This is a genomic window from Loktanella sp. D2R18 (genome assembly GCF_003318235.1).
Classification (GTDB): Bacteria; Pseudomonadota; Alphaproteobacteria; order Rhodobacterales; family Rhodobacteraceae; genus Yoonia.
In genome coordinates this window covers 58,940-82,808 of sequence record NZ_QOCG01000013.1, presented here as the reverse complement: position 1 = coordinate 82,808, position 23,869 = coordinate 58,940, and the positions used below count along the sequence as shown (strand labels likewise).

The 23,869-nt window shown below is 51.7% G+C and carries 23 protein-coding genes and 1 pseudogene; 13 read left to right on the top strand and 11 right to left on the bottom strand.

Features of this window, described 5'->3' with window-relative positions; genetic code table 11:
- Nucleotides 1-103: 103 nt before the first annotated feature.
- Both DS901_RS09145 and DS901_RS09135 read left to right on the top strand, forming a co-directional pair.
- Nucleotides 104-676, top strand: coding sequence for a TetR/AcrR family transcriptional regulator (locus DS901_RS09145; protein ID WP_113776633.1), 573 nt, complete (start codon nt 104-106; stop codon nt 674-676).
- Nucleotides 677-1,360: 684 nt separating this feature from the next.
- Nucleotides 1,361-6,718, top strand: coding sequence for a beta strand repeat-containing protein (locus tag DS901_RS09135; protein ID WP_113776631.1), 5,358 nt, complete (start codon nt 1,361-1,363; stop codon nt 6,716-6,718).
- A 286-nt stretch (nt 6,719-7,004) separates the two neighbouring features.
- Here the strand turns inward: DS901_RS09135 and DS901_RS09130 are convergent, their stop codons facing one another.
- From DS901_RS09130 to DS901_RS09105, 6 genes are all read right to left on the bottom strand, one after another.
- Nucleotides 7,005-7,820 (bottom strand): sugar phosphate isomerase/epimerase family protein, encoded by an 816-nt coding sequence (locus DS901_RS09130; RefSeq protein ID WP_113776630.1) that lies wholly within the window; start codon nt 7,818-7,820, stop codon nt 7,005-7,007.
- Nucleotides 7,780-8,067 (bottom strand): hypothetical protein, encoded by a 288-nt coding sequence (locus DS901_RS09125; RefSeq protein ID WP_113776629.1) that lies wholly within the window; start codon nt 8,065-8,067, stop codon nt 7,780-7,782. Before DS901_RS09125 ends, DS901_RS09130 begins: the two co-directional genes overlap by 41 nt.
- A gap of 260 nt (nt 8,068-8,327) precedes the next feature.
- Nucleotides 8,328-8,798 carry a hypothetical protein gene (locus DS901_RS09120; RefSeq protein ID WP_113776628.1) on the bottom strand — a complete coding sequence of 157 codons (471 nt, stop codon included), beginning with the start codon at nt 8,796-8,798 and terminating at the stop codon, nt 8,328-8,330.
- A 148-nt stretch (nt 8,799-8,946) separates the two neighbouring features.
- Complete coding sequence (locus DS901_RS09115; RefSeq protein ID WP_113776627.1) at nt 8,947-9,159, bottom strand: MerR family transcriptional regulator; 213 nt, start codon at nt 9,157-9,159, stop codon at nt 8,947-8,949.
- Between the two features lie 88 nt (nt 9,160-9,247).
- Entirely contained in the window at nt 9,248-10,063 is an 816-nt protein-coding gene (locus tag DS901_RS09110; RefSeq protein WP_113776626.1) for a hypothetical protein, read from the bottom strand.
- A 1-nt stretch (nt 10,064) separates the two neighbouring features.
- Complete coding sequence (locus DS901_RS09105; protein ID WP_113776625.1) at nt 10,065-11,234, bottom strand: tyrosine-type recombinase/integrase; 1,170 nt, start codon at nt 11,232-11,234, stop codon at nt 10,065-10,067.
- Nucleotides 11,235-11,505: 271 nt separating this feature from the next.
- Between DS901_RS09105 and mobC the strand changes: the two genes are divergently transcribed.
- From mobC to DS901_RS09075, 6 genes are all read left to right on the top strand, one after another.
- Entirely contained in the window at nt 11,506-11,883 is a 378-nt protein-coding gene (mobC, locus tag DS901_RS09100; protein ID WP_258546691.1) for a plasmid mobilization relaxosome protein MobC, read from the top strand.
- A complete protein-coding gene (locus DS901_RS09095; RefSeq protein WP_404932347.1) occupies nt 11,838-13,157 on the top strand; it encodes a relaxase/mobilization nuclease domain-containing protein in 1,320 nt (439 codons plus the stop codon). The genes mobC and DS901_RS09095 overlap by 46 nt, the downstream gene beginning before the upstream one ends.
- A 381-nt stretch (nt 13,158-13,538) precedes the next feature.
- Entirely contained in the window at nt 13,539-14,567 is a 1,029-nt protein-coding gene (locus DS901_RS18565) for a hypothetical protein (RefSeq protein WP_147249891.1), read from the top strand.
- A gap of 96 nt (nt 14,568-14,663) precedes the next feature.
- On the top strand, nt 14,664-16,508 hold the full coding sequence (locus DS901_RS09085) for a type IV secretory system conjugative DNA transfer family protein (RefSeq protein ID WP_258546690.1): 1,845 nt from the start codon (nt 14,664-14,666) through the stop codon (nt 16,506-16,508).
- 82 nt (nt 16,509-16,590) lie between these two features.
- The gene (locus tag DS901_RS09080; RefSeq protein ID WP_113776623.1) at nt 16,591-17,151 is read left to right on the top strand and encodes a DUF7678 domain-containing protein; all 561 of its coding nucleotides are present in this window, start codon (nt 16,591-16,593) and stop codon (nt 17,149-17,151) included.
- 62 nt (nt 17,152-17,213) lie between these two features.
- A complete protein-coding gene (locus DS901_RS09075; protein WP_181820821.1) occupies nt 17,214-17,573 on the top strand; it encodes a hypothetical protein in 360 nt (119 codons plus the stop codon).
- On the opposite strand, the gene DS901_RS09070 is transcribed toward DS901_RS09075, so the two are convergent.
- The 4 genes from DS901_RS09070 to DS901_RS09055 all read right to left on the bottom strand — a co-directional run bounded on the left by DS901_RS09070 (nt 17,568) and on the right by DS901_RS09055 (nt 19,306).
- The gene (locus tag DS901_RS09070) at nt 17,568-17,831 is read right to left on the bottom strand and encodes a hypothetical protein (protein WP_113776621.1); all 264 of its coding nucleotides are present in this window, start codon (nt 17,829-17,831) and stop codon (nt 17,568-17,570) included. The two genes, DS901_RS09075 and DS901_RS09070, sit on opposite strands and share 6 nt — an antisense overlap.
- Nucleotides 17,831-18,100 (bottom strand): hypothetical protein, encoded by a 270-nt coding sequence (locus DS901_RS09065; RefSeq protein WP_113776620.1) that lies wholly within the window; start codon nt 18,098-18,100, stop codon nt 17,831-17,833. The genes DS901_RS09070 and DS901_RS09065 overlap by 1 nt, the downstream gene beginning before the upstream one ends.
- On the bottom strand, nt 18,097-18,567 hold the full coding sequence (locus tag DS901_RS09060; RefSeq protein ID WP_113776619.1) for a hypothetical protein: 471 nt from the start codon (nt 18,565-18,567) through the stop codon (nt 18,097-18,099). Before DS901_RS09060 ends, DS901_RS09065 begins: the two co-directional genes overlap by 4 nt.
- Before the next feature lie 280 nt (nt 18,568-18,847).
- Complete coding sequence (locus DS901_RS09055; RefSeq protein ID WP_113776647.1) at nt 18,848-19,306, bottom strand: recombinase family protein; 459 nt, start codon at nt 19,304-19,306, stop codon at nt 18,848-18,850.
- 239 nt (nt 19,307-19,545) lie between these two features.
- Between DS901_RS09055 and DS901_RS09050 the strand changes: the two genes are divergently transcribed.
- Nucleotides 19,546-19,989: a hypothetical protein gene (locus DS901_RS09050; protein ID WP_113776618.1), complete on the top strand. Its 444-nt coding sequence runs from the start codon at nt 19,546-19,548 to the stop codon at nt 19,987-19,989.
- Nucleotides 19,990-20,004: 15 nt separating this feature from the next.
- On the opposite strand, the gene DS901_RS09045 is transcribed toward DS901_RS09050, so the two are convergent.
- Nucleotides 20,005-21,297: a DotA/TraY family protein gene (locus tag DS901_RS09045; protein ID WP_113776617.1), complete on the bottom strand. Its 1,293-nt coding sequence runs from the start codon at nt 21,295-21,297 to the stop codon at nt 20,005-20,007.
- 22 nt (nt 21,298-21,319) lie between these two features.
- On the opposite strand from DS901_RS09045, the gene DS901_RS09040 reads away from it, so the two are divergent.
- The 4 genes and pseudogenes from DS901_RS09040 to DS901_RS19140 form a co-directional block, all read left to right on the top strand.
- A complete protein-coding gene (locus DS901_RS09040) occupies nt 21,320-21,571 on the top strand; it encodes a type II toxin-antitoxin system ParD family antitoxin (RefSeq protein WP_113776616.1) in 252 nt (83 codons plus the stop codon).
- On the top strand, nt 21,568-21,861 hold the full coding sequence (locus DS901_RS09035) for a type II toxin-antitoxin system RelE/ParE family toxin (RefSeq protein WP_113776615.1): 294 nt from the start codon (nt 21,568-21,570) through the stop codon (nt 21,859-21,861). Before DS901_RS09040 ends, DS901_RS09035 begins: the two co-directional genes overlap by 4 nt.
- A gap of 176 nt (nt 21,862-22,037) precedes the next feature.
- Nucleotides 22,038-22,397 (top strand): hypothetical protein, encoded by a 360-nt coding sequence (locus DS901_RS09030; RefSeq protein ID WP_147249890.1) that lies wholly within the window; start codon nt 22,038-22,040, stop codon nt 22,395-22,397.
- Nucleotides 22,382-23,428: pseudogene (locus DS901_RS19140) on the top strand (recombinase family protein); the annotation flags it as partial. The gene DS901_RS09030 and the pseudogene DS901_RS19140, both read left to right, overlap by 16 nt.
- Nucleotides 23,429-23,869 lie beyond the last annotated feature (441 nt).

Sequence of the window (23,869 nt, the reverse complement as noted above, 5' to 3'; positions counted from 1 at the left end):
ATTTCCTGCTTTATTAATGGACCGCGGTCTACTTGATAAATATTAGACTTCAGTCCAATAAGTAAAGAGAGGTCAAATCTGCGAAATTGAACAGGACTTGTGCATGAATAAGGAAAGTACTGGCGGACGTCCAATCAGTGCCCAAGCGAGTGCGGCACTGAAAGAAGCTGCGTTACGCCTCGTGCGTGCGAAAGGATATAATAAAGTCTCAATCGCGGTCATCGCAAAAGAGGCCGGCGTCGCGCGTCAAACGCTTTACAATCGATGGAATACCAAAGCTGATCTTGTCCTTGATGCGTTGTTCGAAGAAGCCCAAAACTACGCGGCGGCGCCTTCGTTGAATGACACGCGGGACAGCCGTGTTTTACTTGAAGAGTTTCTGACGAACGTTTTTCATCATCTGACCGACAATGGGGATATGATGCGCGCTCTTATCGCGGCAGCCCAAATCGATAGGGCATTTCACGATACCTTCTATGCTAAGTTCGTTTTGCCCCGCGATAGGATGATAACGGATTTGCTGAGACTGGCGCAAACGCGTGGTGAGTTTTCATCGGACCGCAATGCAGAGCTGGTTTCGGGCTTTATCCATGGCGCATTCTGGTACCGATTGCTAAATAGAAAAGCGTTGAATGCCGATTTTGCAAGGGCTATCATTTCTGAATTTTTTGATTGAACGACCGTATTTGAATGCAAGAACGTCATGCCTCACGAGCTGAGTAGCTTGTCCTCAAACTGCCTGTGTTGCGCAAATTCTGTATTGATGGTTCACCGACGCAAAGCGGTCCTTCGCTCTGATGTCTCAAAGGTCTGCAAAGCCCCGCATTGCAGTCATCGGCCCCGCCAAAATGCTGCGTGCCATTTCTAATGCCCGCTTCGAGGAAACTGCGGCGCTGCGTCGCGAGGCTCGGTCAATGTCAGCTAAGGGCCGGAAGCGACGTTGGGCACGAAGGGCGGGAAGCGGAAGTTCGCTGCGGGTGCGAATTCTCATCGATTGAGTGTAAAAGCGGACCTACTACAAGTAGCAACCCTTGACTTGGCCATAACGGTTGCGAAGGGCTGGGAACGGACGTTCGCCTCACACGCCCACATAGAGTTTGAGTATGGGTTGATGCCGCGGGGGGGATTGTGAACGGTGGCACGCTTGGGGAGAGCGCAGAGTAGGCGATAAACGCATTCTCAAATTTACAATGCATTGTGTCATTGCACACAGACCCGGGCTTCGCTTAACTTTACGGGAAGGCTAACCACGTTAACCTTTTTGCATGGTTAAACAATAGCATAGAATTGTTAGGAAATATTCCGCGCAACCACCTGCAACGCTTTCATTAACGATTTTTTGTCTATCGGGAGACACATCATGACACCAACGGCATTTCAACGCATTCAGACCAGCTTTTTTCGCGGAGGTCGTTTGACAAAATGCAAGGGCATGGTGGCCAGTTTTCCACCTGCAATCGGCGCTGCGGTCGTGTTTGTCAGCATGTCTGGGACTGCAGGCCACGCACAGGCGTTGGACTGGGACGCAGGTGGCGCGGCGGCTAACGGCGTCGTTGATGGTGGTGCCGGGGATTGGGATGCGGGCACGCAAAATTGGACTTCCGATGCGGGTGTCACAAACGAAATCTATACCGGCGGCGGTGATGCGGTGTTTGGGAGCACGGCAGGAACCGTCACGGTACAGGGTTTGCAGGAGGTGTCTAATATCACCTTCAATACCGATGGCTATGTGCTGAACGGGGTCAACACCGCGAACGATCAGATCAGGCTTGCTGCCGGTGCAGGAGAGATTGCCGTCAATACCGGCACCGCCACCCTGCGCGTTTCAATCGAAGATGCCGGTGTCGCGGATACCGATGTGGTCAAGACCGGTGCCGGCACGTTGGTGCTAGATGGTGTTGGCTTTTACAGGGGCGATACGGTCGTGCAAGAGGGCACGTTGCAGCTGACGAATACCTCTGCAATCTCAAATACGTCAGGCACTGTGCAAGTGGACGCGGGTGCCACATTGCAGGTTTCTGCATCGAACAATATCAACGGGTTTGCCGGTGACGGCGAAACGGTGATTGACGCAGGTCAGACATTGACAACAGGCTATAACGGCAGGTCTTCCGTCTACGGCGGGCTCATTTCCGGTGCCGGCAATCTGCGAAGCTTTAGCGACATGACACTGACCGGTGACAGCACCTATACAGGCGTGACGACGATCGCCGGAGACCAAGTCACTCTCACCGGTTCGATCGCGTCGACGGATATACGTATTCTGGCCAGCGCTAGTTTTCCGGCTTCACTGAATATCGCGGGGGACGGTGACGCCATTGATGATGCCGCAGTAATTAGCAATGCTGGCACACTTATCCTGACCGGCAACAGCGAAACTGTCGGCTCTGTCTTTGGTGCTGGCAATATCAACCTGAACGACAACACATTGACGACAGGCGACGCCAGTAATGGCGAGATATCGGGCAGCATTTCCGGCACGGGGGGGCTGACCAAAACCGGCAGCGGCACGCTGACACTGTCGGGGGCAAATTCGCATACGGGCACGACGACATTGGAGGCCGGTGGACTAACGGTTTCGGGAGGCGCTGCGATTGCCAATACAGGTGCGGTGGTCGTGAATGGCGGCACGCTGACGATCAATACAAGCGAAACCATTGGCTCGCTTGCTGGGGCGAACGGTGGCGTTGCGATTGCTTCGGGTCAGACGCTGACTACGGGTGGCGACAATTCAACAACAGATTATGACGGTGTGATTTCTGGCGCGGGTGGGCTGACCAAGTCCGGCACCGGCACGATGACCCTGAACGGCGCGAACACCTATACCGGGGAAACCATCGTCAACAGTGGCGGCACCTTGGTCGCAGGGAACGCCAATGCATTCGGCACTGGCAACAACTTCCGCGTCAGCGGCACCGCTGATCTTGGTGGGTTCACCATCACGAAATTTTCGACGATCTCGCAAGGCGGTACGTTACAAAACGGCACATTGAATATAACCGGTGCCCTTCAGATCCAGAATGCAACGGTTAATACCGTATTGTCGGGCACCGGATACGTGGCGAGCGCTGGCAGCGGCACGAGCACGCTGTCGGCGGCCAACACCTTTACCGGCAATCTTGTCGCAAACTACGGCGCATTGGACATAACTGGGTCCACCGTTACGAACACTGTTAATATCACGGACCTTGGTAATAACGGTGCTGGTATCGTGGTTCACGGTACATCGCTGGCTGATACGGCAAATGTGACCATTTCGAATAGCGGCGTGCTGACAGTTGCTGGCGATGAAACCATCGGGTCGCTGGCAAGTGCATCGGCGACGTCATCTGTTGTGCTGAACGCGGATCTGACGACAGGCGACGCAGGCGATGATGTATTTGCAGGCGTTATGGCAGGTGCAGGTGATCTGATCTATCAGGGCAGCGGCACGTTTGAATTGTCGGGCGCAAATACCGCGACTGGCACATTGACCAATAACGCGGGCGCGGTTGTGGTTTCGGGCACTTGGGCTGGGGATGTTGACAACGACGCAGTGTTTGATCTGACAGGCACGTCGACAGTGAACGGCACCTTTAACAACAATGCAACAGGTAGTGTGACAAATTCAGGTGGGGTTGCCGCAACCCTGACGGGGCTGACCGACTTTATTGCCGATGGCGCGATTGGTGATGCCGCAGGGTCGATTACTGTGAACACGCAAAACCTAACCTACCGCGATAATCATGCTGAAACGGGCACCGTCACCTTCAATGTGTCGGACACAATTACCGAAGAGCGCACCGCAGGGCCGACATGGGCCGGCACCGGGTTCACGGCGAATTTTGCGACTGCTGCTGCGGGCGTGTTCGCGTTGGGCGGTGATTTCACCACGACTGGATCATTTACGCATAACAGCAGTGCCGATTTGACTGTAACCAGCGGCAATACAATGACGGTGGATCAGTTCACCAACAATGGAAGTGCCGGGGTGCAGTCCGGTGGCACTTTGGTGGCAAGCGGTGTCACTAACACTGGAACTTTGGATGTTGCCCTTGGTGGCGTGATTGACGCATCGGGTGGCGCAATTGCAAACTCTGGTACACTTGACACAGATGGCAGCCTCACAATGACGACGTTGACCAATACAGGCACCGTGAATGCGCAAGGCACGATCACCGGGGCAGTCGTCAATCAAGGCAGCGGTGATTTCAATACCACTGGCAACCTTTCAGGGATCACGAGTGTCACAAACAGTGGTGCCGCCACATTTGATGTCAACACAGGTAGCACCACGATTGGTAGCCTGACCAATACGACAACATCAGGCAGCAGTACCACAATCGCGGGTTTTGCGACATTGAACGTGACGGGTGCTATTGAGAATGGATTGGCCGATGGGTCGGCGGCCTCTGTCATCACAAACAACTGGACCCTAAATGCGGGGTCAACGCTGACCAACTATACGGGTGCTACGTTGAATTCGAACGCCGTGACCAGCGCATTGATGGCGACTGGCATCACCAACTATGGCACCATGAACGTGCAAGGGCTTGTTGGCGCGGGTGTTGGGACCCCAACAACGATCGTCAACAGTGGGTCAGGCGCGACGTTTAATGTCGTAGGCGATACCTATGGCGGGGGCGCATCATCCGCCACATCGCCATCGCCCACACCCGTTGGCAGTTTTAACAATGAAAACAGTGCCGTGTTGAACGTCAGCGGCGGTGAGTTTGAGCTGTCGACATTGACAAATACCTCGGCCGGGACTGGGACAAGCATCACAACCGCAGGCGTACAAGTCGCCGCCTCCGGGGTCATTGATACGGCGAGCATCGTCAATTCAGGATTGGGAACGCTTAATAACGCTGGCACGATGAACGCGGCAAGCGGGGTCACAAACGGGGCGACTGCCACGATGATCAGTACCGGTACGATCAATGGGAGTTTGACCAACGCTGGCGCGGCTATGCTATCAGGCAACGTGAACGGCACGTTGACGAACAACGGTACAGGCGCGATCAGCACAAATGGTGACCTGAGCGGCATCACAACATTGACCCAAAACAGTAGCACCGCGGTCATCGTCAGCTCGGGACACCGCCTGGAGGCGGATGTGATCACCGTGAACGCGGGGTCTGCAGGGCTTCAAATCGGCGCTGGCGCGACATTGGCCGGGCTCGGAAATACGCTCAGCAACGCGGCCCTGATCAATGTTGCAGCCAATGGGGTTGTTGAGGATGCTGGCGCAGTCAGCAACCTTGGCGCTGGGGTGATCATTTTTGCGGATGGCGGTGCGTTAAATTCGGATACGAACAATGCCGGGGACGAAGGGATCAGTAATGCTGGGATCATTCAAGTCAACGGCGGGACGACTGCGATTACCCTTGGCGGCGCAGGGGTATTTGCCAATAGCAACTTGCTGAGCCTGGCCGCGGGCGCGTCAGTCAATGTCACTGGTGCAATGACCAACTCTGGCACCGTCAATATGCAAAATGGAACGGCGACGGAAACCGTCAGTATCACAGGCGATTATGCAGGTGGCGGTGATCTGGGGATCGACGTGAATTTCGACACCGATAGTAGTGATATGTTGTCTGTGACGGGCAATATTACCGGCGCGACAACCACCGTGTTTGTGAATGACATCGGATCCTCTGCGGTAACCGGCAATGACATTGTAATTGCGAGCGTGACAGGTGCGGGTGCTGACGATGCGTTTATCCTATCCGGGCCGCTTTCATTTGGGGCGCAAGTCTATGACATCCAGCAATCAGGGTCGGATTATATCTTGGGGGCAACCGGGGCATTCGTGACCGAGGTAGTCGGCCTCGAGGCGCTGTCCTACAGCCTAATTCGCCAGACTGGTGGCGCGACGATGCAGCAACGTCTGGGCGCGGTGCTTGATACCGGCCATGACGTGGCACGAGTTTGGGCAACAACTGGCGGAGGCACAACACGGTTTGCGCCTGCATCCTCTGGGACCGACTACACTGGGCGCATGGATGGCTATGAGTTGCGCGCCGGCGTAAATTTTGATGCCATGTCCGTTGGTGCTGGTAAGCTGATATTTGGCCTGCACGGGGCCTATGGTGCGGCCAATACTGCGCTGACGTCTGATAGCGGTGAAGGTGCAATCAGTACTGAAAGCTACAGCATTGGGGCTTCTGCGACATGGATTGGCGCGACGGGGTATTATGCGGATGGGCAGGTGCAATACACGGGCTTTGACAACAGCATTGCCGCGGATGGTGCGCAAAGCTCGGTTGAAGGTCTGGGCTATGCAGCCTCGATTGAGGTCGGCAAACGCATGGCGCTATCGGGTTCCGATTGGACAATCTCCCCCAATGGACAACTGCGCTATGCCAGCGTCGATTTCGACGATTTTACCAGCGGCGGCGGGCTTGATACTGCGATGCAATCAGCCGACAGCCTGCGCGTTGGTCTGGGTGTGATGGCAGAGCGAACCACGCAGCGCCAAGGCGATGCAGCGACAACCATCTACGGGCTGGCCAATATATACCACGAGTTGGACGGTGAATTACTAATTGATGTCGCGGGTAGCGATGTTGTCACCCAGTTGCCTGAATGGTCGGGTGAAGTTGGGGTTGGTCTTAGCCGTGGGTTTGAAAATGGGATGGGTGCGGCCTATGCGCAAGTGACGCTGGCGAGCAGCCTCGATAGAAGCGCCAATGACAGCAACCTTGGGCTCGCAATTGGCGCACAGATGTCGTTTTAATGCCAATGGTCGTTTTGTCCGCTCTACAGGCTTTAGTGCCCCAGTAATGCTGCGGCAACGCGTCAATGTCCGCTTTGAGGGGCTGCGCCGCAGCAAATGAGACCTCCGTGAAAGGCAGCTTTGGGCCGTTCACGTCAATGCCATGCTTGCCAAGCTGCGCAAACGCAGCAAAGGTCTGCAATGAGCCCAAAGTGTCGAATGCTGCGGGTTGCATGAACAGCGGCACACCTTACAGAACTGCCATTACAGATAGTGGGGACAACCCGACGAGGATAAGCCGTATGGTCTAGCAGGCCAATCCAAGCCCGGCTAAATACGCGAAGCCTTTTGGAATATCTGCTTTATCACGGAGCTCTAGAACCAAATGCGGTGCATTTTGGCAATCGGCTAAAGCCCGAATGACCTCTTCCCAGTGGATTTCGCCCTCTCCCGGCGCCCAATGACGGTCTGCGTGGCCGTCTAGGTCTTGCAAGTGGACATGAGCAAGTTGCTCACCTGCGTCGCGCACGAAGTAGTCCACCGGCGGAGCACCAGACATCCACCGCGCAAGATGCGCGTGGCCGGTGTCGATGGAAATAGCCAGAGCGTTAGAATTGAAGCTGTCGATCATCATCCGGCGACGCGCAGGATCTACATCCATGATGTTTTCGATCACCAGCGTTACGCCTAGCTTTTCGGCCTGTGCCACGACCGGGTCCATCACGGAATGCACGCGGTCTAGCACCTTTGCTTCGTAGTTGGGTTTGTTGTGAAAGTTGTTTTCGTACCAAAGCCCATAGGGCGAATGCAGCACTATTTGCCGTGCGCCGATGCGGTCCGCAGCCTCTAGCGCCTTGAGGAACCGGGCGGTGATCACGGGCCGCAACTCTGGGTCCTTGTTATCCATGTCGAGCCCTTCAAACGGCCCGTGCATGCCAAGCCGACCCTTGTGCCCTGAAAGCGCCGATTTGGTCGCGGCGATGCGGTCTTCGAATTCCGTTGTTAAGGCAGCATAGCTTCCGAAATCCTGAATTTCGATGTCGCGGTCTGCTTCAAATAGCCAGTCGCGGTGGTCGGCGATTTCATTGGCCTTCAGGCAGGCTCCGATTTTCAGGGGTGTCATTGGGCAATCTCCTTGGGTCTGGGATCAAGGTGTAGGTGCCGATTGCAACAGTTAAGCAAAGGGTCATGACGAAAAAGCTCCACCAGCCGCCAAAGCTTTGGGTGAGCCACGCAAAGATGAACGGCGCTGAGGCGTTGACCCCCATTTGCACAAAGGAAATCCAACCCAGCCGCGCCCCGTAGCCCTTTTGTCCGAACAGGGCGAGCGGCAGCGTGCCGCGTGCGATGGTCTTGATGCCATCGCCCATCCCGTAAAGCGCGGCGGCAAGGATCAGACCGGGCAGGGTGAAGCCGAAAATGAGTAAGCGCGGAGAAAGCCCGATCCCGCATATGCTGACAAATGTGGCCGGATTGAACTGTCGAAACCAGCCGTTTGTACAAAGTTGCTCATTGTCGGCTTTGTCCGCGTTGTGTGAATCCGCCCATCACCTGATTCTGCGAACGCAGCATCCGGTTGCTGTGCTGAGAGGCCGCTACCAACTTAAATTCTGCGTTCGAGTACATAACTCTATTCAAACGTCCCGTTTTTGGCACACTCCTGTACCAGCTTTTCCGCGCGCTCAAATTCCGGGGTCCCTCTCACAAGAAGATGTGAATGATAGCGCACCATCTGGAGTAGGTCGGCATGGAGAACATCGTTGCTAGTGGACTGATGAAACTGCTCAAATACATCGTCAATGTCGCCTTGAGGCATTTTTTGGTAATATCGCCGAGTTACATCCATTCCTTCGTGCCCCATGTTGGCTGACCATGCTGCCTGTTGTTCGATGGTCCGGCAACGCTTGAGGCCGAGCGCGCCAATATAATGCTTAGCGGAATGGGGAGAGAACTTTTTGTCAATAAGGGATGACCGGTTTTGCGAGCGCTTACTTGGGGTATCCTTTGGGGCATTCGACACTTTTGACGACAAGCGTTTGTCAGCCAACTGTGTGCAACCAAACAGGTCACCCTGTGCTTTTGGTGGATTACCCTTAGTCATGGCTGACTTCCCAGTTGGGCTATACCTGTCTCATGCGGTCTCGAACGGTGTCTCTCGAGCGCCCTGGGCTCCAAAGCGCGGAGATCGACCACATTCAACAACCACTTGAGCGCTGTTTCAGGCAAAACGGCTGACAACATAGAAGCCATTAGTTGGGTCCCTCCACGGCTGGATCAATCCGGCTTGCTTCCGCCCACGCGTTGAGATCGCAACCGCGATAGATGACCTTCCGGCCCAGCTTGTAGTAGGCTGGGCCCATGTTCTTGTGTCGCCATTGGGCAAGCTTTTCGCGATCCCCGATGAGCTCCAGCTCGGGGTCGCCAAGTACGTAGTTTCGGTTTGAATCGAACAGATCAGCCATTGTTCAGCTCCGTTAAGTTTTTTTAAGGAGCCTCCAATTATGGGCAGATATTAAAGGATTTGAATAGAGAATTTTCGACGTATATTCACTATTTGAATTTTTCAGACAAGATTTTCTCAATCTTTCGCAGGCCACAGCTGCGCCGAGTCGCTCTGCTATCAAGCTCTGCTTGCACTGCCTTCGCGAGCGGTCGGATCTTAATCCTACCGCTGTGGGTCAGATAGGCATCGCGATCGATCTGTTTGGCTATTGCAATAATTGCGCGCGTGTCTTCCGTTGCTATGCGCTGCCGTGCTTGGGTTGCCGGCGCTGTATTCGCTGGCTTCAGGAACTTCTCACCAAGGAGGGCGGACTGTTCATGATTTAAGAACCAGTTCATCTCACTCCATAAAACACCAACTAAGAAGTCATTCTGCGTGACGTCGAGATGATAAAGAATGCGCGCAAGGTAGCCAGCTTCAGAAAGGTAATCCCCTGACGCGGTAACCCGATCTATTAGATCTTTAGCCCGGAGTGTGGCGAGTTCTTCAAGTGTGGGCTGATCATCCGGGTGTGTCGCAGCGCTTTGTGAACCTGTTTGCTCTAGGCTTTTAGCAATGTCGCCGCCTATGTCGCCTGCGTCCAGCAACCCAAGGTCGCGCAATCGGGCTTCAACACGTTCACGCACATCATCAGCGTAGGCCATAGCATTATCAAAATTACTAAGCCCGTGTTGCACGCAGTGTTTGAGGTGTTCCTTTGCAATTGCCAATGCACCGGCCAGATCACCTTCGTCAATTTGATCACGCCCTGCGAGTGTCAGAATAAACTTACGTGTGCCGACCTGATAGCCGATCACTGTATGTTCAGGGGTGCTCTGTGGAGGCGACTTTGCAATATGCGTAATGATAATGTCGTGAGCCATTTTAACGCCCCACCACAAATCGCGACCAGGCGTTCATCAAGTCGCGGCGTTTATCCAGCAGATCAGACCTTGCATAGGCACGCTCCACTTCTGAACCAATTGAATGGGCAAGGCTTTTCTCCGCGACTTCACGTGGCGCATTTGTAGCTTCGGACGCCCAGTCACGAAATGTGGATCTAAAGCCATGCACGGTGACACCTTCAACGTTCATGCGACGCAGCAGCATCAGCATCGACATGTTGGAGAGAGGGTGATGCCGTTTTTGGCCCTCAAACACGTAATCAGATTTTACCGATTTTAACGGTTCAATGATTGAAAGCATCTCATCCGTCAGTGGAACGCGGTGCGCGTCACCGGTTTTCATCCGCGCAGCAGGGCAGGTCCAGATGCGATCGTCAAAGTCGATCTCTTCCCAGCGCAACCCCAACGCTTCGCCTGTGCGGGATCCAGTCAGGCAGGTAAACATCAGCGCTTTGGCCGCCATTGATTTGCGTGACGCTAGATCGGCATAGAAAGCGGGGACATCTTTCCAATGCATCGCCTTGTGATGTTTGGGCTTTGCTTTAACCTTTGGTAAGACATGCGCATCTTTGACGGCGGTGACGGGGTTCTCCCCGGACCGAAAGCCTTTGGAACGTGCCACGTCCAACACCGTCTTCATGCGCTGGGAAAGCCGCTTCGCCGTTTCGTGTTTTTCGGTCCAGATTGGGGCAAGACACATCATGACTTCTGGTTGGCCAATACTATCGATCGGCATGCGGCCGATTTTTGGGAACGCATAGTCTCGCAATGTATTTATCCACTGCAGGCCGTGCTTCGCGTTTTTCCACGTGGGCATGCGATCAATATGAACCTGCTGGGCGACCTCTTCAAAGGTGGGGACGTCCTGGCGGGCATTAAAACGCGGGTTAAGACCCTGTTTCGCCATCCGGCGATATTCCAGCGCGCGGCCCCTTGCTTGGTTAATTGTCACGATGTCAGCACCACCAAGGCCAAAGTCAGTGCGCAGCGGCGCACCTTTCTTATTTTTCTGTCCTTTTACGACAACGCGCACGATCCAGCGCCGCGCACCAGACGGATCGACAACAAGGTAAAGTCCGTTACCATCGCCATGGCGCCCCGGGCCCAGGTTTTCGACGAGTTTCTTCGTTAGCTTTCCGGATAGGGACATTCTGAAATACCAGAATCTATACCACTCAAGAAACGAATATAGACATCATCGAAAGAAACTCAAGACAAAGCAGATTGCGTGTAATCTTCATGTAAACAAAAGAAAAAGGCCGCCCAAGGCGACCCATTCAAATCCAACAAATATGTGTGGTGGCGGACCAGCTGCGAGAGAGTTCGAACACAGGCGGCTCTGAGGTTGAGTTATTCGACGAATTAGAGCGTTGGAATGAAGTGCTCAAACCCCATGCACGTCATTTGCGGGGGCCACGCCCATGACGCAACTTACGCAACAAACCAAACGTCCTGCCCCACTGTCGGTGCGGCTTACGAACGAAGAACGTCACCGTCTTGTATCTCAAGCCGGATCAATGCCGTTGGGATCATATATAAAGTCAGTGGTTTTTGCGAATGAGGCCGATCACTACCGCAAGATACAAAAACCACCTGCAGCGGAACAGCAGCTTTTGGCTGAAGTTTTGGCGCGACTTGGCGAGAGCCGTACGGCAAACAACCTCAACCAGATCGCCAAACATTTGAACCAAGGCACCTTGCTTGTTGATGAGGAATTAGAAATCGATCTCAAGCGGGCGATTGCTGACGTCGCATGGATGCGCACGACTTTGATGCAGGCGCTGAAAGGTCGATCATGATTCTGATTGGGTCCCAACGATCCGGTGCAAAGGCATTGGCTGACCATTTGGCCAACCATGTAGAAAACGACCACGTTGAGGTGATCTGTGTTGATGGGTTCATGTCCGATGATTTGCATGGTGCGTTGGAAGAAGCCCATGCGATTTCGCTCGGAACCAAGTGCCAGAAGTTCTTAGTCTCTGTGTCAATGAATCCACCTGAAGGTGTCATCGTCACGGATGAAGGGTTTCGGGAAACGGCGGATCGCATCGCCAATAAACTGGGCCTTGATGATCATCCCCGCGTCATCGTCGTTCATGAAAAAAACGGCAGACGGCACGCACATCTTGTGCTCCATCGTATCAATACCGTTTCGATGACGGCCAAAGAACTTGGCCTGTTCAAACTCAAGCTGCGGGACCTGTCGAAGGAGCTGTTTTTGGATCATGGATGGGATTTGCCCGATGGTTTGCGGACTTACGGCAAAGGCAATCCGCTAAACTTTACTTTGGAACAATGGCAGCAAGCCCAACGCCATGGCGTTGATCCAAGGGAAATGAAACAGGCCTTTCATGACGCATGGGCGCAATCGGATGACCAGAAATCCCTGACCAATGCTCTGAAAGATCGCGGCCTTTATCTCGCCAAAGGAGATCGGCGTGGGTTTGTCGCTCTAGATATTGATGGCAATATATATTCGCTGCCGCGTTGGGCTGGGGTAAAAACCAAGGACGTCAAAGCCCGTCTTGGGGACGCGTCGGATTTGCAATCCGTAACGGAAGCAAGTGCCTGGCTGCGCTCTCGTAAGACGGAACAAGTCGTCGGCTACATCCGTCAGGTGAAGGCCCAGCACACCAACGAAATGCACCCCCTTCATAACGAGCGCTCAGATATGGTGGTTAGTCAGCGCAAAGAACGGGCTGATCTCAAACGAAAACAAGAAGAACGCTGGGTGAAAGAAACCAAAGCGCGGCAAGATCGCCTCAATGGTGGCTTGCGCGGATTGTTTGATCGGATCACGGGTACGCACCGCAAAACACAAAACGCCAACGAGCGTGACGCTTTGAATTGTCTGCATCGCGATCAGGAACAAAGAGACAGGCTGATCTATGCGCAAATGGCGGAACGGCACGGGTTATTGGATCGGGTGAAACCTATCCGCAAGCGGCATAAGCAAGAGCGCATGCAGGTTGCAAAGACGATGCGGGGTTACATGCAACGGCTGCATGGCTCTGATGCTCACTTCAAGCCTAGGGTACAGAGGATACCAACAACCTTCAGTCTTGATCGCTAAGAGATAATTGCAATCAAACTATTTCGATGTTACGCTTCGAAATGTTTATGCCATTGATTTTAATAGCAACTCTTATCCTTCTTGGCCCAGCTCATGTGAATGCGCATGAAATTAGTAGAGACGAGTTTAGCAACACTCGCCCGTGCTCGATTCACGGTGGGTATACTTTTTTGGACTTGTGCATTTGGTCTTCATCAAGAGCACAAGTTAGAAAATACGATGGTTACTCACCCAGACTTACTAAACGCGTTTGTGCTTCTCATATCAAAGAGCTGGAGGCATATTCGGCGATAAACCGATGCGGGAAAGAGTATAATCGGTTTATTCTTGAGCGTGCACTCTTTAAAGTTCGATTAGATTTTCCGAATGATAGGGTTTTTGATGATTCGTACTGTGCTAGTAGCGCTGATGATGTTTGTGACATCATCGAAAATAGCCCTTAGTCAAACGATGACGTTTGACGATCTGATAGAAGACCAACGCAAATTTGAAAGCATCAGAAGTTTAACACCAGCGATTAGTTCTCCTGAACTCCGGCTAGCCGTTGAAACATACCTTGATGCTGAAAGGGTCCAGCATCTTATCGTGACCGGACAAGATATTGAAGCGCGCTTATTCGAATTTCGCACAACGGGACAAAGTACAGGGGACTACCTAGTTTCAGTTCTCGAAAGATTTGCCTCAACGAGCGTGTCCAGCCGTACTGTTCGGCAGGCCATTACGGCGGTTGCTGATGATATTCAAATTCGAAATAATTGTCTCAATCCCGGCTCATGTCTCCCTACAAAGGAACAAAGCGACGCGGTAAATGAAATATTTGGAGAATTTTTTCCAGAATTTATCGTACCCAATGCAGGAGAACCAGCCTTGTCTCCTGAGAGTGCGCCTCAGCAATGCACGCCTGTCGAAGATCAAGGCACTCAACTCTGTATCAATCGCTGCCTTGGTCAATATGATGTCTTGGATCAAAGATATCATGAGTGTGTCTCGGATTATTGCATAAGTTGTGCCGAAGACGAGGAGGCTCAAGCCGTTAATACACCAGTCGAGCTTTGGAATGGTGCGAGGTGGATCATCAATGATGAAATTACCCAAGCATGCAACGGAACAGGTCAAATAGATTCCCAAGCCTATGTCATTCGTGATTTTGACGGTGATGGCCGCGACGACTTTTTGCTGCAACACTCTGGCATAACGTGTGACAATGGAGGTGAGAGCACCCATTGCGGCACGCAAGTTTGTTCTACTAGGATATTCTTGCGCCGAGGCGACGTAACCCCCAAATTTGGAGATTATCTTGGTGAGCTTCTCGAAGTCAGCCCTGACGTCGTACCAACAATCAGCTTGTACCTTCACGGTGGTGATACTGCACAAATTCAATGGGCTGGAAATGGCTTTCACCAACAATAGCTAAGTTCTCAATACCCCCATTTCACCCCCTCTCAGTGCATGAGGCCTCCTTCATTCCCGTGAGCACGTTCACTCATTGGATAAGGAGAAATGATCGTGCAACGAACTTTGAAATTGAACAGGTTGTGGAGCGTCGTGTTGGCGTTTTCTGCGACTGTATTTATGGCCGAACCTGCGTTTGCGGAGATGGTTTGGTATGACGGGCGGTGGATCGACACGCGCCATTTAGTGTCATGGCAGATCGACAACGCCAAAACTGCCAACCTCACTATGGGCGTGTTGCGGGTTGCGATGATGATCGGCGCAACCTGCCTTGGTTTTGGCATCGGGTGGTTTTGTTCGCCCCAAGCGCAGGTTTTTCGCCGGATTATTGCCGCAGGCGTTTGCATTGTGGTCGGGCTGTTTGCTTTGGGTAATCCCACTCCGTGGGGATGGAGCGCTGCGTCGTTGATTGCTCTGCTCGGGTTTTGCTGGGGTTTGGGCTACTGGTTGGGGCGTGGGATTCAATCCTTGTTTGAAACACCCACCACCTTTGGGTCCAGCCGTTGGGCCACGCAGACTGATATGGAAGAAGCAGGCCTGTTTGACGAGGACGGCATCATCATTGGTGAAGCCATCCAAAACGCGGTTAAAAAGCTTTTTAGTTATAAAGGGGATCGTCATCTTTTGACGGTTGCGCCGACCCGCGCTTGGAAAGGTGTCTCGCACATTATTCCAAACTTGCTTCGCTATGTCGGCTCGGTTCTGGTGATTGATGTGAAGGCGGAGAACTGTAAGATCACCGCCGACGCCCGCCGCGCAATGGGACAACGGGTCATTGCCGTCGATCCTATGGGTATCTCTGGTGAGGATGCTGCGCGGATCAATCCGATGGACTTGATCAAGCTCACTGATCCAGATGCGCCTGAAACCGCAATGATGCTTGCGGAATCCTTGGTGGTGCAAAGCGGCAAGGCTAGCGACCCATTCTGGTCCGCAGAGGCCAAGGCCATCCTGCAAGGTCTGATCCTGCATGTCGCCTTTGATGAGTCCTATGAAGGGGAACGGCATCTTGGCACCGTTCGTGACTTGCTGTTGCTGCCAGATGATCAAATGACAGCCTTGTTTGAAAACATGGCTGCATCCCCGCATCACGTGGTCGCGTCCACGGGGGCGCGGTCCCTGCAAAAGGACCCAAAGCTGATGTCCAATGTGCTGGCATCGGCGCAGGCAGAAACTCATATGTTGGACAGTGCGCGTCTGCGCGACTGCATGTCTGTCTCTGATTTCTCATTCGAGGATTTGAAAACCGACAAGGTCAGCATCTTCATCATCCTGCCACCGGATAAGTTGGAAACTTTTGGCCGTTTCCTGCGCCTGATCGTGCAGCAAGCCATCATGGTCAATGCGCGAAATCTGGACGTCAAACCAGACAAGCCAGTGTTGTTCATCCTTGATGAAATGCCCGCCCTTGGTCGCTTAACGATGGTGGAACAAGCCTTTGGTTTAATGGCAGGTTACGGCATTCAGCTTTGGGGAATCTGTCAAGACCTGTCTCAACTGCGCAAAGTCTATGGTCAAGATTATGAAACGTTCATCGGCAACAGCGGTGTCGTGTCCTATTTTGGCTCCCCTGACAAAACCAGCGCTGAATATTTCTCGGCCATGTGCGGTGTGACGACTGTTTGGAACCTCTCTTCGGCCATCGCGACAGCGTTGAGTTCAAGCTCTGGCGGTTCGGGCGGTGGATCATCTTCCAGTTCAACCACCACAACGGACAACCGCGCCGCGACACAGCGCAAACTGGCCTATCCCGATGAGTTGATGCGCCTGCCAAAGAACCGTCAATTGGTTTTGGTCGAAGGCACGATGCCAATTATAGCGGAGAAAATTCGGTGGTTTGAACACCCGATGTTCAAAAGCCTTGGCGTCAATTTGCACGAGAAACCAACCTCGGAATAATCAGGGCAATTGTTGGCGGGACGGAAAGTCTCGCCAACTCCCTGATCCCCCAGACATTTAAAAATCATGAGGACATGTGATCATGGCTGATGACAATTCCAAAGACCCGTTCAACAAAATCACCAACCCAGACGGAACGCCTTTGCGCGACAAAGACAACGCGCAACCTGTCCTGAAACCAGGCTACAGCCCGCGCCCTGCGCCCAATCTAGCCCCACCGGGCATGTCTGGCATCAAACAACAAAAGCCGCCGCAGAAACCGAAAATCCAATTCCGAAAACCCACACCTGACCAGCCCCAAGACCGCCTCCAATCCGGCATCAGCATTGACGGCGGCAAGCCGGATCAAGGCCTTTGGATCAAAGGTCGCATTGTCACCATGGAAGGGTATAGCTTCGAGGCCAAAATGTATGACCAGCCGTCACAGCTTGGGATTGAGAATGGTAGTATCTCGAAATTGCAGGTCCAAAAAGACGGCAAACAGGTCATGAATTTTGACCGTGGCTGGGATCAAAAGCCTGAGACAGCAGAACACAAAGAAGCCCTGCAACGCATCCGCAATGGCCTCGGCGACACACCTGAGAAAAGGCCGTTCAAAGGGTTTGATCAGGGTAGAGATACGGGGCACGGGATGGAGCGGTGAGCGACGCGTTTGGGAATATCGTCCTGCGGTAGGGTGGCATGAAAACATGCTATCCTATTGGCATGTCTCAACAAAAATATATGGCCTACCTACAATCCAAATCAAAAGATCGACCTAACGATCCCATCGAAATGCGCCTTTACAAAAACATGGCGAAGGCCGACGTCATGATCCACCTTCCGCGTAGCTACTGGGACTTCGTGGAATGGGTCGAGCTACGTGGCGATATCAGCTTCCAAGACTGGGTCATCCACTGCGAACAAACCCCTTTTGAAGATTGGTCGATCTCCGAACTGCTCATGTACTGGCTCTGGATGGATCAATGTAACCGCCACCGCTATGGCTTACCTAAGCCAAACGATGTCTTACCAGAAGGATATGAGCCGTTTGGGGAAGTGGCGAATGATTCCACCTTTTTATAGTGTTGCAATAAAAGAAATAAATTGAAGGCTAAATCCCCACCCCAAAAAGCCTAATCCACGGAAAATCAGATATGGGTCGTCGCTTTCCCCCTTAGATATGCGTGCAATTACATTAGAAAAGTTAGTTTTGAAAGGAGATAGCACTAAACCAACAATCAGACTTAACAAATCGACGCCTTTAAATCTATTGGCCATCATTATGACGCCAACAATTTCAAGACAATAACCCACTAAAGTGATAATTGACCAAACAGACATCAGAAATACCTTTTCCGACACGATACAAATCTCACTACATCGTTTGGATCTGCTAAATCCGTATTTACCCAAAATACTCGGTCATGTAATTCGACAATGTTTGATTTCCAATACGTTAGTGCCTCGGTCTCAAAACCACCATTCTTCGTTGATTGATAGCAGGCGTCAAATGCAACGTTAAGATCAGCGTTTTTGCCAGATTTAAACGCATTATCCATCATAATTAGCATATATTTTGGATGACCCTGTAAAGTAATATTTTGGATCATTTCGTTCTCCTAAAAAAATACTCTCGTGCAGCTCGTTGGCGAACATACATCATATACTCAAGTTTGCGTGCGAACCGCACACTCATCACTGCTGTCGTCTCATGGCCATTGGCGGTTAAAAAAAACAAGTCGCTATCGTGCGAACCTTGCGAACTCGCACTAATGGAGTCAACTAATCCCGGCTCGCTTACATCGATGACCGTATGCCTCTCAAATATTCTCTTTCTCAACTTTCGAATTCCAGAACGGTTCATTCCAGTATACAAAAATTGGCGGATAAGATGACCATCTAATGCTGAAACAACACAAAATAGATTTTCTTCATTACCTCGAAGAACGATAGAGCCCACTTTTCTGGAAAATCGCTTCGTAATTGCTATGACCGCTTCCTGTTGAAGCTTAGAATACTCGTCCAACAAACAGACCTCCCATTCATTCAAAAATACAAAATATGGTGACATACTCATGCATTTTTGCTATATATAGATCAACCCCAGCAAAACATGGGAATAAATTGAGGTATACAATGCAAGGAACCCCTAGTTCAAGTCCGCATCATGCAAGCTCGAAAGCTGACTTTCGAAAGTTTGTTGATGACGAATTTTCAAAGCGAAATCAAGGACCGATGACAAACGATGATCTAAACATGCACTTCAGATTTTATGCACGATTACATGCCGACAAGCCTGTAGCGGATGTGGTGGAATTTGAAAAAGTTGGACGTCGTTATCAAGTAGTCTTCTGCGGCTAAATTATTTTCGGCCTCCCCACATGCACCCCTCTGGCTTTTGCCGCTTTCATACCCGCCTTGGTGCGTTCACTAATCAGGCTTCGTTCATATTCAGCAAATACCGCAAGCTGCCCAAAGATCATCCTCCCAACTGCCGTCGATGTGTCGATGCCTTGAGTGATGGCGTGAAAATGAATACCGCGTTGTTGCAGGTCTTCAAGGATGGTCATCAGATGTAACGTTGATCGGCCCAAACGATCTAGTTTCCAAACCGTCAATGTATCTCCGGCGGACAGATCGTCCAGCATGGCTTGCAGCTCCGGTCGATGCGTCTTCGCGCCTGATACGCCATGATCATGATATAGCTTCACGCATCCTGCCTTTTTCAGCGCATCTACTTGCAATGCCTCGGATTGATCGGCGTCGGAGACGCGGACATACCCAATCTTTCGTCCCTGTTTTTGTGTCGTTGTCATTCTATGAGTGTGGTCGGATTCGCAGGCCAAACAATCTGTAATCATGGCGATATTCTCCGTTGCAAAAGGGGTCCCTTTGTAACGCCATGCTCCGTCTGGTTTTGGCCGATCTGTCACCGCCGAAAAAGCTGTGGAAAACAACAAAACTGCCTTCGATCCGACCATCATGCTATCAATATTCTAAAGGGACCCCTTAATCGCCCGCAATGCTCCTCACCATTTGAAAAACGGAGAAAGCGATGAGTTGGGCGCAGTTTAAGAACATTCTTATGAAGTTGAACATCGGCGTTGCAGGCACGATCTGGCTTGGGTTCTGGGGATACGGTGCTTGGGTGGGGGAGATGCCGCCAGTATCAACTGTTCCCGGACTATTGGCCGGGACAGTCGCCGTCGGAATGATGGTTTCTGTTGCGTTTTTCTTGATCAGCCACGTCAGCCTGTTTTTACGCGCAAAGACATCAAGCGAGTGTTTGCGTGGTTCTCAGGCAAACCAACGAGCATTGTGGATCGGCGTCGCTGGCATAGGTGTTCTTATTTCTCTTGGATTTGCTCAGAATATAGGGGACGCCATACTCGTCCCTATGGCAATCCTTGGATCACTGATGGCGATCTATGGTCTGATCTACGCCTTTATCGGCTTTGGCAGTCAGTTTTTTCAATGGCAGTTTACGGCCAAGAACTAGCTTGGCCGAGAATGATTATGGTGTCCCACCACCACCGGGAGGTTGCGGTTGAATAATCTGAACCTTTTGAACCGGATCGTCTGGATCGATTCCTTGTTTTCTCTGTTTATTCCGCATGTTGGCTTTCGAAGCACCAGTAGCGCCGCTCTGAATGCCACGAGACAATCCTATCATCGCCGCAGCACCACCAGCAACCATTTCTCTTGATCCGTTGATTGGATCGCCACGACTGTCGCTAAACGGCTGAACACCCGCTCCCATCCATCTCAGAATACCTTTGGGAACATCATCGACCAACTTGAAACACATGAGCGCAATGTTGTAGGTCAAGAACGCAAAGATGATCGTGTAGACGAAGATCCCAATGGCACCAATGGAATTGGCCGCGATGTCGCTTTGTGTGATAGCAGTGGCTGAGTTAAACAATGTTGCGAAGAAAAAGATTGCCGCGCTAAAAATCACATAGCCACCTATGAGGCCAATGACGATCAAGGCTGGCCGTAACAATATCATTAACAACAACTGGTAGCCACTGATTGCAGCTTGTCCGGGCATGCCTTCGCCGTCGATACGCAAGTGAGCCAAGGCCCAAAGAGGCATCGCAACAACCGCTTCGAATATTTCTAGTATCCACCCCATCAAGGCGAAGGCGAAATAGACGAAGGGAATGATTGGAAGGATGTAAGCAAGAAATATTCCTGCCGTTATAGCGATTCCTGCAAACACGAACAAGAACGCTGCTGCTGATCCAGCCAGTTCGCCCGCAAATTTGATCCGTGGGTCTGGTGTCGACGAGGCCAAACTACCGCCAACCCCTATGGCGTGACCGTGGTTGCTGCTGTCCAACTCAAGACAAAACCGCTGCCCCAACTTGATAACCTGTTTGACCTTCTCAAGCTGGCTTTCGCGTTGCACGACGCTAAGGGTGGATGGAACCAAAACAAGGCTTAATCTGCCTTCATCGGTGCGTTCGTCTAAAATCTTCCTCCATTGCCGTGCTGGCGTGTTTGGGAAAATGTCCGGCGAAACTTCATGCGCCAAGGTGAAATGGTGTTTCTCAATCCAGCGATGCGTGATCTGTGCGACGATGCTATCATATGTGCCGCGCCGCAGATTGCGGGTCGATCCCAAGCCTCGCGGTATCGGCTGACCAACAGCTCTGTCGATCAGAAGCTCTACGGTGTCGCCATAGCTCAACTTAGCTATGGCTTTGAGCGCCTGATAAAGCTGGGCTTTGTCGTCTGTGTTTTCAGGATCAAAACTCAACGGGACTATGTTCCTATGGCAATATCTGTCATTTTGTGACATACTATGGTTAGGAGAATTAGATATGGCCAGTATGAATGTCTCCCTTCCCGGTCAAATGCGGGATTGGGTTGAAAAACAAACACAAGCAGGGCGTTACGATAACGCCAGCGAATATGTGCGCGATCTCATTCGCCATGATCAAGATCGTGCCAACAAGATTGCATCAATGCAAAAGCTGGTCGATGAGGCGATAGCGAGTGATGACACAAACAACTCACTTGCCGAAATTCGTTCCATTGCGCGACAACAAGCAGGCACAGCCACACCAGAATGACGTTTCGCCTTTCCCAAAAGGCGGACGCCGACCTCATTTCGATCTACCTTAATGGCATCGAAAATTACGGATATGCCCAAACCGAAGGGTATATGGACAAGATTGACTCAATGATTGAGTTGATCGTCCAGTCACCTAAAATCGCCCGCCTCAGAGAAGAAATCTCACCTCCGGTACGCATTCATCCGGTGGGCGCACATATTATTATCTATCTGATTGATGACCATCGTATGGTCAGAATCCTGCGCATCCGCCATGGCCGCGAAAACTGGTCAGAAAAGCCAATCTAGTACAAACTGGTTTACCCGTTTTTACCCCCCATTTACCCCAAGATCATCATCAGTCTGACAGACTACGGTCACAGGTAAGCAGTTACGATCATTGGAATATATTCCTTGCGTGATTGCAGGAGATGTGAGATAAATGTTCTGTATTTGTTCTCAATACGCCGTATGATGATTGGCGATTGAAACACGCATTTCCAACAACTGATAACAAGAAAGGAGCGCACATGTCCTGTCCGCCTGACGATGATGGTTTGCCATCCCACACCTCAACACCACCACCCACCCTGAACATTGATTGGGAGCTTTATGCTGCCATGCTGGAAGATAGCGATATGCCGCTCGATCAGCAAAAAGAGCTTGTGGAAACGCTCTGGACGATTGTTGTTATGTTTGTTGATCTTGGTTTTGATTTGCACCCCACGCGGCAAATCTGTGGAGAAACAGGTGATTCTCTCAGCGATGATCCATCCGATCTGCTATCCTTAATACGAACCGAATGGGAACAAACGCATAAGGAGGACACATGGCAGGATCAGTAAACAAAGCACCCAGACAGGCACAGCCAACCAAGGCGGTGATCTATTGTCGTGTAAGCTCTAAGGCGCAAGAATCCGACGGTCACGGCTTGGAGAGCCAAGAAACACGCTGCCGCCAATATGCGGCAACGAAGGGCTATGATATCGCAGCCGTCTTCCCAGATACAATCAGTGGCGGCGGCGATTTTATGAACCGCCCCGGCATGGTAGCGTTGCTGTCGTTTCTTGATGCGCAACCGGATGAGAGTTTTGTTGTGATCTTTGATGATCTCAAGCGCTTTGCGCGTGATCGCGAGTTTCACTTTCGGCTGCGGGACTCTTTCCGCAAGCGGGATGCTCAAGTCGAATGCCTGAACTTCAACTTTGAAGACACGCCAGAAGGGGAGTTCATCGAAACCATCCTCGCGGCTCAAGGTCAGCTAGAGCGTAAACAAAACGGGCGTCAGGTCTCCCAGAAGATGAAAGCGCGGTTAGAGAGTGGATACTGGGTGTTTTACCCACCTACGGGCTACAAGTATGACCGTGTGGCTGGACATGGGAAGGTGTTGGTTCGCGATGAACCTGTGGCCTCCGTCATTCAAGAAGCCCTTGAAGGATTTGCATCTGGACGCTTTGGCAGTCAATCAGAGGTTAAACACTTCCTCGAACGTCAGCCCGCATTTCCCAAAGACACGCCTAATGGCGTTGTGCGTTATGAGAAGATCATTCGGTTGATGTCGCGGATCGTTTATACTGGTCATGTGGCGTATGCCAATTGGGACGTTACAACACGCAAAGGCCATCACCAGCCAATCATCACCTTTGAGACCTATGAGGCTATCCAACAGCGCCTCAAAGACGGCGCACGCGCAACGTTTCGCAAAGACATTAGCGCCGACTTCCCACTACGTGGGTTTGTTGCCTGTGACGATTGTGGGACGTCTCTGACGTCCTGTTGGTCCACCAGTAAGTCAGGTGCCAAGCATCCATATTATCTGTGCCACTCAAAAGGTTGCGTCAGCTATCGCAAGTCTATCCGCCGTGATGTTCTTGAGAGTGATTTTGCGGGCTTGATCCAAGACTTAAAGCCAACTGATGGTCTGTTTGCCATCACAACGCGTATGTTCAAAGACGCTTGGGACCAAAAGGAAAAGCAGAGTGACGCCAACCTCGCAATCACGCGTCGTGAGCGCAACGGCATTGATAAACAAATAGAGGGTGTGTTGGACCGTATTCTCGCGTCTGAAAGCCCAACTGTCGTTGCGGCTTACGAAAAGCGCATTGTTGCCCTCGAAAAAGACAAGCTGATCTTAGATGAAAAGATTGAAAATCACGGACCTCAGCAAGGCACCTTCGATCAATTGTTCGAACACGCCCTCACATTTCTCTCAAACCCCTATAAAATATGGGAGAGTGGCAATCTTGCATTGCGCAGAACTGTCCTGAAACTCGCCTTTGCGGAGCGCATTGTATACTCACGATCTGAGGGACTTCGA